Annotated in this window: 12 protein-coding genes; 11 read left to right on the top strand and 1 reads right to left on the bottom strand. The window is 41.9% G+C overall.

From position 1 onward, the window contains the following. The first annotated feature begins 168 nt into the window (after positions 1–168). Positions 169–1,326 carry an FAD-dependent urate hydroxylase HpxO gene (hpxO, locus tag F995_RS11040; protein WP_004646918.1) on the top strand — a complete coding sequence of 386 codons (1,158 nt, stop codon included), beginning with the start codon at positions 169–171 and terminating at the stop codon, positions 1,324–1,326. Positions 1,327–1,407: 81 nt separating this feature from the next. Here hpxO and F995_RS11035 read toward each other — a convergent pair whose 3' ends face one another. After that, positions 1,408–2,331, bottom strand: coding sequence for a LysR family transcriptional regulator (locus F995_RS11035; RefSeq protein ID WP_004646917.1), 924 nt, complete (start codon positions 2,329–2,331; stop codon positions 1,408–1,410). A 279-nt stretch (positions 2,332–2,610) separates the two neighbouring features. Here F995_RS11035 and F995_RS11030 point away from each other — a divergent pair, with 279 nt between their 5' ends. The 10 genes from F995_RS11030 (at position 2,611) to F995_RS10985 (ending at position 14,705) form a co-directional block, all read left to right on the top strand. After that, a complete protein-coding gene (locus F995_RS11030; RefSeq protein ID WP_004646916.1) occupies positions 2,611–3,666 on the top strand; it encodes an aromatic ring-hydroxylating oxygenase subunit alpha in 1,056 nt (351 codons plus the stop codon). Between the two features lie 387 nt (positions 3,667–4,053). After that, a complete protein-coding gene (locus tag F995_RS11025) occupies positions 4,054–4,800 on the top strand; it encodes an IS5-like element ISAba31 family transposase (RefSeq protein ID WP_034606190.1) in 747 nt (248 codons plus the stop codon). Between the two features lie 442 nt (positions 4,801–5,242). Further along, positions 5,243–6,343 (top strand): BMP family ABC transporter substrate-binding protein, encoded by a 1,101-nt coding sequence (locus F995_RS11020; RefSeq protein WP_004646914.1) that lies wholly within the window; start codon positions 5,243–5,245, stop codon positions 6,341–6,343. 120 nt (positions 6,344–6,463) lie between these two features. Beyond that, entirely contained in the window at positions 6,464–8,065 is a 1,602-nt protein-coding gene (locus F995_RS11015) for an ABC transporter ATP-binding protein (RefSeq protein ID WP_004646913.1), read from the top strand. Between the two features lie 40 nt (positions 8,066–8,105). Next, positions 8,106–9,203 (top strand): ABC transporter permease, encoded by a 1,098-nt coding sequence (locus F995_RS11010; protein WP_004646912.1) that lies wholly within the window; start codon positions 8,106–8,108, stop codon positions 9,201–9,203. Between the two features lie 33 nt (positions 9,204–9,236). Then, positions 9,237–10,157 (top strand): ABC transporter permease, encoded by a 921-nt coding sequence (locus tag F995_RS11005; RefSeq protein WP_004280246.1) that lies wholly within the window; start codon positions 9,237–9,239, stop codon positions 10,155–10,157. 43 nt (positions 10,158–10,200) lie between these two features. After that, positions 10,201–11,574, top strand: a complete 1,374-nt coding sequence (locus tag F995_RS11000; RefSeq protein WP_004646911.1) for an amidohydrolase family protein — start codon at positions 10,201–10,203, stop codon at positions 11,572–11,574. A gap of 448 nt (positions 11,575–12,022) precedes the next feature. Beyond that, positions 12,023–13,030: a DUF1852 domain-containing protein gene (locus F995_RS10995; RefSeq protein ID WP_004646909.1), complete on the top strand. Its 1,008-nt coding sequence runs from the start codon at positions 12,023–12,025 to the stop codon at positions 13,028–13,030. Between the two features lie 45 nt (positions 13,031–13,075). After that, positions 13,076–14,119: a methionine synthase gene (locus F995_RS10990; RefSeq protein WP_004646908.1), complete on the top strand. Its 1,044-nt coding sequence runs from the start codon at positions 13,076–13,078 to the stop codon at positions 14,117–14,119. 91 nt (positions 14,120–14,210) lie between these two features. Next, positions 14,211–14,705 (top strand): flavin reductase, encoded by a 495-nt coding sequence (locus tag F995_RS10985; protein WP_004646907.1) that lies wholly within the window; start codon positions 14,211–14,213, stop codon positions 14,703–14,705. Positions 14,706–14,729 lie beyond the last annotated feature (24 nt).

The raw sequence follows: 14,729 nt of genomic DNA, 5'->3' as shown, positions 1-14,729 counted from the left end.
TTTATAAATACAAATTTAGGTCTTCTGCCTTTATAAAAACAGGACATTGAAGGAATTTAAAAGCACAGCGTGTGCCAACTCTTGCTATTTTTTTAGTGCATTTTTTTCAGGATGGCACGTTTTTAGCATTTTAGCTGGCAATGAAGATGAAATAGCCAGGAGGAATAGATGGAGATTGCAATTATTGGGGCAGGCATGGGCGGATTAACCACAGGAATTGCACTAAAAAAGTTCGGACATCGGGTCACCATCTATGAGCAGGCAGAACAGATTTTACCTGTCGGTGCTGCAATTTCCTTGTGGTCAAACGGGGTGAAGTGTTTGAACTATCTGGGCTTAACTGAACAGGTAGCAAAGTTAGGTGGCCAGATGAATGACTTAGCCTATATCGATGGTTTGAATGGCGAGGTCATGACGCAGTTTAGTTTGGCGCCGTTAATTGAAGAAGTCGGTCAACGTCCATATCCGGTATCGCGTGCTGAATTACAAAATATGTTAATGGATGCGTTTGGCCGGCAGGATATTCAGCTCGGTAAAAAAATGGTGTCTATTGAGGATAAGGGGCAACACGTCGAAATCGGTTTTCAGGATGGCAGCACTGCCTCTGCAGCATTATTGATTGGCGCAGATGGTACCCATTCCATGACGCGTCAGTATGTATTGGGCAAACAGGTTGAACGCCGTTATGCCGGTTATGTGAACTGGAACGGACTGGTTGAGATCTCTGAAGATTTAGCGCCTGCACAGCAGTGGACCACGTTTGTCGGTGAAGGCAAACGTGCTTCACTGATGCCTGTGGCAGAGCATCGCTTTTATTTCTTCTTTGATGTGCCATTGCCCGCAGGTCTGGAAAATCAGCGTTCGGAATATAAGACCCTGTTAAAACAGTATTTTTCTGGCTGGTGCCCACAGGTTCAGCGCTTAATTGACAGCATTGATGAGCAGAAAACCAATCGTGTCGAAATCCATGATATTGAGCCTTTTACCCAGTTCTATAAGGGCCGTGTGGTAATTTTAGGGGATGCGGCACATAGCACCACACCGGATATCGGACAGGGAGGTTGCCAGGCAATGGAAGATGCGGTCTATCTCGCACGTGCCTTACAAATTAATACGCTAGGTCTGGAAGATGCCCTGAAACGCTATCAGAATAAACGTAATGAACGCGCCAATGAATTGCTGCTACGTGCACGTAAGCGTTGTGATGTCACGCATATGAAAGATGAGCAAATTACCCAAGACTGGTATGCAGACCTACGTAAAGAGCAAGGCGCGCATATTATGAAAGGCATTATTAGCAATATTGTCGGTAATCCATTGGATTAAAAACAGTTAATTTCAGCATTAATATTGAATAAAAGCCGCGATTTTGGCCATCGCGGTTTTTGTTATTTAAATATGAAAATACTACAGTTGCTGCACCTTGCTTTTTAAGGCTTCCATTTGTTCAATCATATGTTTAATCATCAACTGGGAAACGCGTGAAATCTGGCGTCTAGGCGCTACACAGAGAGCAATGGTCAGCGGATGCAGCCCTTTTTCAGAGATAGGTTTAAAGACCACTTCATCCCGCTCTACATACGGTAAAACATCGAGATAACTAAAAATCCCAATCCCGGTATTCGCCTTAATGAGAGTATTCATCAGGCGGATATCATTCGATTCCGTTTTACGTGCAGGTATAAATTGATGATGTTTATACAGTGCTTGTACATAGTCATGAATAATCAGGGGGTCGGCCGGAATAAAATGGTTGTCGTTCAAGGTATCTGAAAAATAAATCTTTTCTGCTTGAGCAAGAGGATGTGATTTACCCATCACAAAACCTAAAGGCAGTTCCAGAAAATGGAGGACTTCAAGGTGTTGATGAGATTTTGGATTCAGGATCAGGCCAAAATCCAGATCTGCCTCAATCACTTTTTTGGCTACGATTTCACTGTCTGCGACCCGGATATTAAAATTAATCCAGGGATAATGTTCATACATATATTGCATGGACTGCATGACAAAACCATCATTTAAGGCAGAAATTAAACCGAATTCGATGGTCCCACGCGTAAACCCCTGAATTTCATCAAAGCGAATCCGGGTTTGCTGGAATTCTTTTTGCCATTTTAAAACATCGGCATAGAGTAATTCACCCGCCAGTGTCAGTTTTAAACCATGGGGCAAACGCTCAAATAACACAATTCCCAGTTCTTCTTCAGCCAAAGCAATTTGCCGATGTACTGCAGACACGGAAATGAATAATTGATCTGCGGCCTTGCGTAAACTTCCCGTTTTCGCCACCGCGATAAAATATTCTGAAAATCGGGAAAAAGGCGTATTCATTAATTTAGTCAAGCGAAGAACCACCGTTTATTCATATCAATATTTGAGATAAACGTGTTTATGCGAGTTTTATGCCAAAGAAGGCAGCTTTAATCGGCAAATACATTTGTACATGGTTGATGTGTTCTAATTTTAAGAATGAATAGTACGAATCATTCTAATAGACAGAATAACAATAAATTCAGTAATTTCAATTAGAAGCAAAGCCAAAATTGCACAGTTCTGCACTGTTCAAGGCCTGTAAAAAGAGACCATCCACAGTAAAAATATAGGTTTGATATGAACGCAATTCCAGTCATCAATTTATTCAACAAACCCTGCTATAGCCAGTTTGATGATCAGGACTGGGACATTCTGGCTCGTCACTGGTATCCGGTGGCACGGATTCAGGACGTTTCTACCCAACCGCAACAAGTAACCCTGCTTGATGTCAAACTGGCATTGTACAAAACAGAAAGTGGCGATATTCATCTGGTCCGTGATATTTGTCCACATCGGGGTGTACCCTTAACCAAGGGCTGGGTTTCGGGTGAAAATCTGGTCTGTCCTTACCATGGTCTACACTACAATGGCCAGGGTAAATGTATCAAAATTCCTGCACAACCCGAGCTGACCAGTATTTCTGAGCGCTTTTCTCTGACTAAATTTCCAGTAGTGCGAAAATATGGCTTGATCTGGACCAGTATTTTTGGCCGTGACGAATCCAAAGCCAATTTCCCTGTTTTAGATACTTGGGAGATGTCAGATCATCAGGCAATTTTACCGCCGTTTGTGGATATTGCCGGTTCAAGTGGCCGTCAACTGGAAGGCTTTATTGATGTTGCACATTTTGCCTGGGTTCATCAGGGGTCTTTCGCAGATCCTGAAAATCAGGTTGTACCCAAATACACGACAGCACGTACAGATTACGGCCTGCATACCGAATATGTTAGCAGTGTCAGCAACTATCCACATGGTATGCAAGATCTGGCACCGGAAGGTTTTTTGTGGAAACGTGTATTTGATGTCTATCCACCGTTTTCTGCGGTGCTAACCGTACATTTCCCAGAACAGGGACAATTAAAAATTCTCAATGCCTGTTGTCCGGTCTCACACAATAAAACCCGTTTATTTGTACCACTGACACGCAACTTCGATACGACAGGAGATTTACAGGCGGTATATGACTTCAATGCACAAATCTTTGCCGAAGATCAGGACATGGTAGAAAGCCAGAAACCTGAAGAATTACCGCTCGATATTTCCATGGAAGCGCATTTTGAAGCAGATCGCTCTTCAACGACCTATCGTCGAATTTTAGCCGAGTGGGGATTAAGTAAACGTTATGTTGTCTAATATATTTTAAAATTTAAAAGTATGGATTAAACTTCAAATATAAACCCTATGTTTTAATATAGTGGTTTTTATTTATATTATTTTTAAATAATAAAAATATTATTTATATTTCCTTATTCTTTGATTAAAAATGAGTAATATTGTTAAAATTTAGAAATTAAAATAAATCAATCTAGGCAAGCTTCGATTAGCGAGTTCCCACCTCTTTCAATGATGAGAGAAAATAAAAATACCTGTAGAACATCATCCTTTCGGCGTATTACAAGCTAAACCTAACTATAAAAAAACTATTAATATATTTAAATATTAGGGTGTGTTGACACTTTTAGCTTAAAAAAATAGCGAAGTAGTAAAATCAAATCGCCAAACCCAATGTTACTATTCGCTATGCCTCGTACCATGCTGACAGATCAACACTGGCAAAAATTGAAAGTTATTCTGCGTAATTTATCCATTCACCACAACTCAAATTTACGCAATTTTATTGAAGCTATTCTCTATAGAATTAGAACAGGCTGTCCGTGGCGAGATATTCCTTGCTGTTTTGGTCATTCAAACTCTATTTTCAAACGTTTTAATCGTTGGTCAAACAGCGGTAAGTTACTTAGATTATTCAAATTACTAGCCTCATGCCCCGATATGGAGTGGATTTTTATTGATGGCCCTCATGTACGTGCTCATCAACATTCTGCCGGCATAGCGAATCAATCTATTTCTAAAAGTGTAGGAGGAAACTCCTCAAAAATACATTTGATTGTTGATGCACATGGCAATCCTATTGATTTCATGATTACCGATGGAACCACACATGATGTTAAAGTTGCACCTGATTTAATATCAACATTAGATTTAAAAGAGACAAAAGTGGTATGTGCAGATAAAGGCTATGATTCAGAACCACTGCGTGAACAGATCAGGAAAACAGGGACTAAAGCGAATATACCAAAGAAAACAAATAGCCAATCGAACAATGACCATATGGACTGGTATTTATATAAAATCAGGCATTTAGTTGAAAATATGTTTTGTAGATTAAAGCAATTTAGAGGAATAGCTACTCGATATGACAAGCTCAAAAGAAATTATCAAAGTTCTGTTGCTTTAGCCTGTATATTTTTATGGCTACCTTTATAGGGTTAATTATGAACAGTAAATGTCAACAGACCCTAATGATTTATATCTAAAAAAATCCCATTCCCTCAATGAGTCTCAATACCTGATTCTATCATCTACATTTATCTTTGCTCATGAAAAATATGAAGCTCCAATTAAAAAAAGGAATGCACAAATTTAAGGCATTTTATTTTATCTCACCACTTATAAGAAAAAATAAAAAAATCCTTCCATCAAATTAAATTTTAGGGTCAATTATAAAATTATTATTTATAAATTTAATAACAGTACGCTCTTATTAAATAAAAAACAAAAATATCTTTTTAAAAACCCTATTTTTATTATTTTTTATAAAAACTGGAATGCTTATTGCTAATTATATATTGGACAGACTGAGCGCATTTGAGTGAAGTCATTTTAAAGCATGTGTTGTATGACACAGAACAACCAAGAGCAGAATAGAATGAAAGAAAAAAATAGCTTGAAAACCGGATTGAAAAAATTGGTAGGGGTGTTAATGGCAAGCGGTGTAATGAGCATGGCCGCTGTCGCGAATGTTCAGGCCCAAGATAAAGCCGCGTTTGTTTATATTGGTCCAACCAGCGACCATGGCTGGACTTATTCTCATGATCAAGGCCGGATTAAGGCTGAAAAAACCCTCGCAGGAAAATATAAAACCTCTTATATCGAAAATGTCCCTGAAACAGCAGATGCCGAACGTGTGATCCGCAACCTGGCACAACAAGGCAATAAAGTCATTTTTGCGACTTCGTTTGGTTATATGAATGCAATGGAGAAAGTATCCAAGCAATTTCCCAATACAGTATTTATGCATGCAACCGGTTATAAGCAGGGCAAAAACTTAGGGGTCTACGATGTCCGTACCTATGAAGGTGCTTATATGCTGGGTGTGGTCGCAGGGCAAAAAACCAAAAATAATGTTTTGGGTGTAGTTGCGTCTTTTCCGATTCCTGAAGTTATCCGTAATATCAATGCCTATACCCTCGGTGCACAAAGTGTAAATCCAAAAATTAAAACCAAAGTCATTTGGGTGAATTCATGGTTTAACCCGGGCAAAGAACGTGATGCAGCCTTGGCTTTGATTGCTCAAAGCGCAGATGTGCTGATGCAAAATACCGATTCTCCAGCAGTGGTACAGGCGGCTGAACAAAAAGGTGTCTTTGCTTTTGGCTGGGATTCTGACATGAGCAAATTTGGCCCTAAAGCGCATCTTGCTGCATCGGTTTTACATTGGGAAAAAATTTATACTCCGGTAATGACGCAAGTCAGCAAGAAAACCTGGAAACCAAGTGCAATGTGGTATGGCGTAAAACAAAAAGCCGTCGATATCGAAAGCTTTGGTCCTTCAGTGTCGGCAGCCTCTAAAGCAAAAGCGCTCAGCGTACGTGATGGCATTTTAAAAGGCACACTGCATCCATTTACCGGCCCGATTCATAAACAGGATGGCACATTGGTCTTGGCAAAGGGCAAGCGCCTAGATGATGCGGCACTAAGCAAAATGAATTACTACGTGAAGGGCGTAGAGGGTTCATTACCGAAATAAAGCTTTGTCATTTTGCAATTCAAAAAACTTTAAATACTTTGATGTACTTTCCCGCATCCATCTGAATGCCTGCACGCTTCAGATGGATGCCGCACTGTCACAGCATTGAATAGGGCACTGATGATGACCTCTCAACACGATAGATCTGCTCATGCGCAAGAGTTGAACGCACGTTCTTCTTCAGGTGTACCGCGTTTACAGCTCATCAATATCTGTAAAAGTTACAATTCATTGAAAGCGAATGACCAGATACATTTAACCGTTCAACCTGGGCAGATTCATGCCATTTTGGGTGAAAATGGTGCTGGCAAAAGTACGCTGATGAAAATCATTTATGGAGCAACCAAGGCCAATCAGGGACAAATCCTCTGGAACGGTAAAGAAGTTCATATTGATAACCCGTCGATGGCAAGAAAGCTCGGGATTGGCATGGTCTATCAGCATTTTTCTTTGTTTGAGACTTTGACTGTAGTCGAAAATATTTCGCTGGGACTGGATGAAAAGATTCCTTTAAAAGCTCTAAGTCAAAAAATTATTGCAGTTTCAGAACAATATGGTTTACCCATTGATCCACGCCGCGAAGTACATTCTTTATCGGTAGGTGAGCGGCAACGTGTCGAAATTATTCGCTGCCTTTTGCAAAATCCCGCTTTAATCATTTTAGATGAACCGACTTCAGTATTGACACCACAAGCGGTACGGCAACTGTTTAAAACTTTACGGTTATTGGCCTCCCAAGGTGTTTCGATTTTATATATCAGTCATAAATTACACGAGATCAAAGAACTTTGTGATGAAGCAACCATCTTGCGCAATGGCCATGTTACCGGAAATGTTGATCCCAAACACAACAGCACCAGTGATTTAGCGCGCTTAATGATTGGTCGTGATTTACCGACCTATGTACGCCCAGAATATACAGGTGCAAAACAGGTGCTATTCCAGATCGAGAATCTGGATTACCAGTCTGATGACACATTTGGTGTATCGCTGAAAAATATCAATTTAAATATTTGTGCCGGTGAAATTGTAGGAATCGCCGGGATTTCTGGCAACGGGCAAGCAGAATTACTATCTTTATTGTCGGGCGAAAACAGCCTGAAATATGGCCGGATGGTTCTGAATCAAATCGATATTTCCCAATTCAGTCCTGGACAACGGCGTGACTTGGGTCTGGGCTTTGTACCTGAAGAACGTCTGGGTCGAGGAGCAGTCCCGAACATGACGCTGTCCCAGAATGCCTTGCTGACTGCATTTCGGCAGAATCTGACGCAATGGGGATTAATCAAGTTTTCACAATGTAAGCTTTTTGCCCAGCACTGTATTGAAAAATTCGGAGTGAAAGCCAGTGGCCCAGAGGCAGAAGCACGTTCCTTGTCCGGTGGAAATTTACAAAAATTTATTGTCGGCCGGGAAATTCTGCAAAACCCGAAATTCCTGATTGTGGCTCAACCGACCTGGGGCGTAGATGTCGGCGCGTCCATGTTTATCCGGCAAACCCTGATCGATCTCTCTCGACAAGGTGTTGCCATTTTGGTGATTTCAGAAGAATTAGAAGAGCTGTTTGAAATCAGTGATCGTCTCTGTGTCTTGGCCAATGGTGAACTATCTCCAGCCATACCTATCCATGAAACCAATACTGAAAATGTTGGGGTCTTGATGTCAGGTATTTCAAGTCATGACACTGCGATCATAGTAGAGGAGCAGCAAGCTCATGCTTAATACAGTCAATAATAAATCTATAAATTGAGAGGAAAGCGACATGCATTTACTGGAACCGCGTGAACATCCATCTCAAATCATGAAGTGGCTTTCACCACTCATTGCGCTGCTGGCCATGCTGATTGTCGGTAGTATTCTGTTTTTAATGTTGGGGATTAATCCCGCGCAAGCCATGTACATCTTCTTTATTGAACCGCTGACATCGTCTTATGGTTGGAGTGAACTGGCAGTCAAAGCCGGACCTCTGATTCTGATTGCCTTGGGGCTGACGGTCGGATTTCGAGCCAAATTATTCAATATCGGTGCTGAAGGTCAGCTCACCATGGGCGCGATTTTTGGCGGTGGTATTGCGATTTTATTTCATGATCACATCGGCTGGTGGATTCTCCCGTTAATGATCGTTATGGGCGCACTTGGTGGGGCACTCTGGGGTGCAATTCCTGCCTTACTGAAAACCCATTTTAATGCTGAAGAAACCCTGACCACCCTGATGATGAATTATGTCGCAGTATGTGTGTTGCTATACCTGGTCAATGGTCCCTGGCGTGATCCGGAAGGGATGAACTTCCCTCAATCGGTGGTTTTTAGTGAGAGTGCGACGCTGCCATTTATTGTAGAAGGCACACGCATTAATACCTCTATTTTTATCACTTTTTTTGCAGTCCTTCTGTTCTGGGTTTTTATGCGTAAAAGTCTGACGGCCTATAAACTGGAAGTCAGCGGTCAGGCACCTTTAGCTGCCAAATACGCAGGTTTTTCTTCCTCCAAAGCTATCTGGATGAGTCTGGTGATTTCCGGAATGATGGCAGGTATTGCCGGAATCTGTGAAGTGGCTGGACCTATTGGTCAGCTGAATCCGAACCTGTCCCCAGGTTATGGCTATGCAGCGATTATCGTGGCCTATCTAGGGCGTTTAAACCCAATCGGTATTGTGCTGTCAGGCTGTTTTATGGCGCTGATTTATCTGGGCGGTGAAATGGCACAAATGCAGCTACAGCTTCCGGTCGCGATTACCGGTATTTTCCAGGGGCTGCTGTTGTTTTTCCTGCTGGCTTCCGATGCATTAATTGAAAACCGTTACCGGTTTAGCAAAAAAATGGCGTCACCGGTCCCTCAGCCCACAGCAACTACCCTTTAACCCAATGTTGTCTACAGCAAAAGGAAGCATGATATGGCTTTAGAAATAACTGCAATTCTTGCAGGTACTGTTGCAGCAGCAACACCACTGATTTTCGCAGGTCTGGGGGAATTGGTCACACAGCGGACAGGTGTGATTAATCTTGGAGTAGAAGGGATGATGCTGGTCGGTGCAATTGCAGGTTTTGCTTTTGCTGCGCAATATGATGCCAGTGTATTAAGTGCCTTATTGATGGGTGGTCTGGCAGGCATGCTGATGGCCCTGATTTTTGCCTTTTTTACCTTGTCTTTAAGTACCAATCAATCCGCGTGCGGTTTGGCTTTAACCATTTTTGGACTCGGTATCTCTGCATTTTTGGGACAGAACTACGTCAGTATGGCTTTACCGGGTCTGGCTAATTTTAATATTCCACTATTAGCGGATATTCCAGTATTGGGTCCGATTTTGTTCCAGCAAAACTATGTGGTGTATTTGTCGATTTTGGCATTTTTTGCCGTTTGGCTGGTGCTGGCCAAAACCCGTTTGGGCTTATTGCTTAAAGCAGTTGGAGAATCACCGGAAAGTGCGCACGCCATGGGTTATCACGTGTTGGCGATTCGTTATGGCGCAGTACTATTTGGCGGTTTGATGGCAGGAGTTGGCGGAGCATTTCTATCAACCGTCTATACCCCGATGTGGATTGAAAATATGGTCGCAGGCCGCGGCTGGATTGCCATTGCACTGGTAGTATTTGCGGTGTGGAAACCAACACGTTTAATGCTCGGCGCTTACCTGTTTGGGGGCGTAACCATTTTGCAATTTCACGCCCAGGCGCTTGGAATCAAGGTTCCGAACGAGCTGCTTGCCGCATTGCCCTATATAGCCACCATTGTGGTACTGGTCATGATTTCACGGAATAAAAAAGTACTCAAAATGAATTTGCCATCTTCTTTAGGCAAAACCTTCGTGCCATAACCGCAGCCATTCATCATAAATAGAATAGATTTGAGTATAAATCATGAAAATTTTAACAGCTTCCTATGTCCTTACCATGAATGCGCAGAATGAATGTATTAAAAATGGCGCGATACTGATTGAGGGCGACCAAATAAAAGCAGTGGGTACATTGGCACAGTTAACTCAATGCTATCCAGAGGTGCTCATTGAAGATTACCCACAAAAGATCCTGATGCCGGGCTTGATCAATACCCATTGTCATTCCGGTTTATTGCGTGGTACGGCTGAAGGATTACCGGTTTGGGATTGGTTACAGCAGTATATTGACCCGATGCACCGGGTGTTGACACCAGAGGATGCGAAAATCGCCTCCTATTTATGTTATGCCGAGGCACTATTGTCGGGAACGACCACCATCGTTGATATGTGGCGTTATATGGACGGAAGTGCTGAAGCTGCGCAAGCATTGGGAATTCGTGCCGTTCTAGTACCTTATGTCGCGGAACATCCGGATCACAATTATTTTGAAACCTTAAAAAGTAATGAGGCTTTAATCAACCGTTGGCATCAGCAGGCGAATGGACGTATTCAGGTTTGGGTGGGTTTAGAGCACCTGTTTTATGCTGAAGCTTCAGCATTAAGCCTCATTGAGAAACTTTGTCAGGATTATCAAACCGGTTTTCATACCCACAGCAATGAAAGCCAATTTGATGTACAGGAAAACCTGCGCCGTTCAGGTATTCGCCCAATTGAGAGTCTGCAAAAACTGGGCTTGCTAGATCTGCCTAAAACTTTGTTGGCACATTGCGTCTGGACAGATGCAAATGAAATTCAGATTTTAAGGCGACATGCGGTAGGGGTTGCGCACAATCCTATTTCCAACATGAAGTTGGCTTCCGGTGCAGCGCCTGTCGTTGAAATGCTACGTCAAGGCGTTGCGGTGGGTTTGGGTACTGACGGAGAAAAAGAAAACAATAACCTGGATCTATTTGAAGAAATGAAAACGGCATCATTGCTGGCCAAATTTTCTTCGCTGGATGCGGCCGCCCTGGATGCCTGGTCAGTCTGTCAAATGGCTACGATTACAGGAGCTAAAGCCTTGGGTATGCAAGATGAAATTGGTTCATTGGAAGTCGGCAAACAGGCCGACCTGATTGCGGTGAAACTGGATACACCGCGGATGACGCCGTTGATTGATCATAGAAAATTATTTAATTTGCATACCAATTTAGTCCATGCAGTTCAAGGCCAAGATGTCGTGATGACGATGGTGGCGGGACAGACTGTGGTTAAAAATGGCCGTTTGATCAATGCCGATTTACAGGCTCTAATTGATCAAGTGAATCAGGCGGCGCCACGCTTGTTTGAACGTCGTGATCAGTGGTTTGCAAAGCAGGGGCAAACGGTGAATGAATTACAGCGGGAAGAATTTTAAGATTTACGTGGGGGTTGAGGTTATTCATTGATAGTGGGGTGACCTCAGACGCCTTTCTAACGCATGATTTAAATGAAATTAAACAGAGTGAATAGACTGATATTTTCTAATCTTTAGATGAGTTTCATTCATTCACTTCTAAATTGCATCTAATAAGCTATAAAACCATTCTTTGAATTTACCCCTCAATTTCATCCACTTAATATTCGATAGAATTTATCTTAAATTATTAATATTCATTATTTTATCATCTATTAAACCCTAAAATTTCATAGAAAAAATCTTTCATATTTTTCTTCATTAAGTGATCTTGATATCTTAAGAACAACCAATCATGAGTAATATTCACTTTTCATTGAGTTTAAATCATTTTTATTCATCTTAACGTTCACGTATAACTAGGCTTATTCAGAAATTTGGTTATTAGAACTTAGGGTAGTGAATCACAATGAGTAAAAAGTTTGCATGTTCAATTAAGCGCATTCGTTTTGACGAAAACTATCAACCTGCAGATAGCACACGTCTGACGACGAACTTTGCCAATTTGGCACGTGGCGAAAGTCGCGAACAGAATTTGCGTAACACTCTACGAATGATCAATAACCGTTTTAATGCATTGGCACATTGGGATAACCCAAAAGCAGATCGTTATTCAGTTGAAATCGATATTATTTCAGTTGACCTGGATATTGAAGGAAATGGCAAAAAGTTCCCTGCAATTGAAACTTTAAAAATCACGATTATTGATCATCAAACCAATCAGCGTATTGATGGCATGATTGGCAACAGTTTCTCGTCTTATGTCCGCGATTATGATTTTAGCGTGGTACTTCCTGAACATATCAAGAAAAATCCAGCCTCGACCAAGCCAGAAAATTTTGGTGATTTACACGGCAAGCTTTATCAATATCTCGTCAGTTCTGAAGTATTTAAAGCAGAATTTAAAAAACAGCCGGTGATTTGTTTGAGCGTTTCGACCTCGAAAACCTATTACCGTACAGCGAATGTGCATCCTGTATTGGGTGTGGAATATAAAAATGATGAGTATTCACGTACCGATGAATACTTCGCCAAAATGGGCTTAACCGTCCGTTATTTCAAACCTGAAAATGGTGCTGCACCTTTAGCATTTTATTTCGCAGGTGACTTATTACGTGATTATACCGATCTGGAGTTGATCAGTGCGATCAGCACCATGGAAAGCTTCCAAAAGATTTATCGTCCTGAAATTTATAATGCGAATTCTGCTGCAGGTCAGGTCTATCAACCCAGCCTTGAGTACCCGGATTATTCATTGACTCAAATTGTGTATGACCGTGTTGAGCGTGGTCAGTTGGCAGTGAAGCAAGGGAAGTGGACGGAAGAACACTTTATCCAGCCTTATAAAGACATTCTGGAGCAATGGGCTGCAGAGTTCACGATTAAAAATACTGCTGACCAAGAACGCGCTGCTTAATACACAACATTATTACTTTACGAATATAGAGATAGAAGATTAGACATGGCACTTTTACAACCTAAAAAGCTACTCCCAACATCAACTGCTGGGAGCTTACCGAAACCGTCTTGGCTGGCAGAACCTGAAAAACTTTGGTCACCCTGGAAATTGGAAGGCCAGGAATTATTGGATGCAAAACAAGATGCACTGCGTTTGTCACTGCATGAACAACAGCAGGCAGGCATTGATATTGTCAGCGATGGTGAACAAACCCGTCAGCATTTTGTGACCACATTTATTGAGCACCTTGAAGGCGTTGACTTCAATCAGCGTGAAACGGTCAAAATCCGTGATCGTTATGAAGCGAGCGTTCCATCTGTAGTCGGTGAAGTTTCTCGTCAAAAACCTGTCTTTGTTGAAGATGCCAAATTCTTACGTTCACTCACAGATCAGCCGATTAAATGGGCGCTTCCTGGTCCAATGACCATGATTGATACCTTATATGATGGTCACTACAAGAGCCGCGAAAAACTCGCTTGGGAATTTGCCAAGATCCTGAATCAGGAAGCTCGTGAACTTGAAGCCGTTGGCGTGGATATCATCCAATTTGATGAACCTGCATTTAACGTGTTCTTTGATGAAGTGAATGACTGGGGTGTGGCAACTTTAGAACGTGCGCTTGAAGGCTTGAAGTGTGAAACTGCGGTACACATTTGCTATGGCTATGGTATTAAAGCCAATACCGACTGGAAAAAGACCTTAGGCTCAGAATGGCGCCAGTACGAAGAAGCATTTCCGAAACTGCAAAAATCAAAAATTGATATTGTGTCGCTCGAATGCCATAACTCACGTGTCCCGATGGATCTGATCGAATTGATTCGCGGTAAAAAAGTCATGGTCGGTGCGATTGATGTCGCAAGTAATCAAATTGAAACAGCTGAAGAAGTGGCAAATACGTTGCGTAAAGCACTTCAGTTTGTGGATGCAGACAAACTCTATCCATCAACCAACTGTGGTATGGCACCACTTGGTCGCCAAGTTGCTCGTGGCAAACTCAATGCACTCAGTGCAGGTGCTGAAATTATTCGTCAGGAATTATCTCGCTAATTAAAGTGAATCCATGATGCTTTTAAAGATTGAAAGCATCATTTGAGTGATATAACGCTCTTTATAAAAAGCTGAATGTTGGAATACGGTGATGGTTGAAGCGACAGACTTTAGAAACGCAATGTCTTTATTAACAAGTGCAGTGAATGTAGTGACCACGATGGGCGATTCAGGTCGTCATGGTTTTACTGCGTCTGCCGTGTGTAGCGTGACCGATACACCACCGACATTGTTGGTTTGTATGAATAAATCATCGCGTTCTTATATCAACTTTGTTGAAAATAAAGTGCTGTGCGTAAATGTACTCAGTGCAGATCGAGCGCATCTTTCAAATGTTTTTGCATCTTCAAAATTCAGTTCTGAACAACGATTTGAACAGGGTGAGTGGACTGAATTAGAAACAGGTTCTCCTGTACTTCAAGATGCACTGGTGAGCTTTGATTGTGAAATTGGGCAGATCCAGGAAGTTGGTACACATACGATTTTGATTTGTCCGATTGTTGCCATTCAACAGAATCAGGAAGATCGAGCCCTGGTTTATTTTAATCGTGCTTACCATCAGGTCGGGGAAACAGAACCTGCCTAATCCTGGAGCTGATGTAGGATTAAA

The sequence above is a fragment of the Acinetobacter sp. CIP A162 genome, from assembly GCF_000367905.1.
GTDB lineage: Bacteria > Pseudomonadota > Gammaproteobacteria > Pseudomonadales > Moraxellaceae > Acinetobacter > Acinetobacter lwoffii.
The sequence above is the reverse complement of the archived record's forward strand: the minus strand, read 5'-3'. Positions and strand labels throughout refer to the sequence as shown.

Excerpts from the sequence above, each read along its gene's own strand:
- hpxO (WP_004646918.1), top strand. The coding sequence starts at position 169 with ATGGAGATTGCAATTATTGGGGCAGGCATGGGCGGATTAACCACAGGA.
- F995_RS11035 (WP_004646917.1), bottom strand. The coding sequence starts at position 2,331 with ATGAATACGCCTTTTTCCCGATTTTCAGAATATTTTATCGCGGTGGCG.
- F995_RS11030 (WP_004646916.1), top strand. The coding sequence starts at position 2,611 with ATGAACGCAATTCCAGTCATCAATTTATTCAACAAACCCTGCTATAGC.
- F995_RS11025 (WP_034606190.1), top strand. The coding sequence starts at position 4,054 with ATGCCTCGTACCATGCTGACAGATCAACACTGGCAAAAATTGAAAGTT.
- F995_RS11020 (WP_004646914.1), top strand. The coding sequence starts at position 5,243 with ATGAAAGAAAAAAATAGCTTGAAAACCGGATTGAAAAAATTGGTAGGG.
- F995_RS11015 (WP_004646913.1), top strand. The coding sequence starts at position 6,464 with ATGATGACCTCTCAACACGATAGATCTGCTCATGCGCAAGAGTTGAAC.
- F995_RS11010 (WP_004646912.1), top strand. The coding sequence starts at position 8,106 with ATGCATTTACTGGAACCGCGTGAACATCCATCTCAAATCATGAAGTGG.
- F995_RS11005 (WP_004280246.1), top strand. The coding sequence starts at position 9,237 with ATGGCTTTAGAAATAACTGCAATTCTTGCAGGTACTGTTGCAGCAGCA.
- F995_RS11000 (WP_004646911.1), top strand. The coding sequence starts at position 10,201 with ATGAAAATTTTAACAGCTTCCTATGTCCTTACCATGAATGCGCAGAAT.
- F995_RS10995 (WP_004646909.1), top strand. The coding sequence starts at position 12,023 with ATGAGTAAAAAGTTTGCATGTTCAATTAAGCGCATTCGTTTTGACGAA.
- F995_RS10990 (WP_004646908.1), top strand. The coding sequence starts at position 13,076 with ATGGCACTTTTACAACCTAAAAAGCTACTCCCAACATCAACTGCTGGG.
- F995_RS10985 (WP_004646907.1), top strand. The coding sequence starts at position 14,211 with ATGGTTGAAGCGACAGACTTTAGAAACGCAATGTCTTTATTAACAAGT.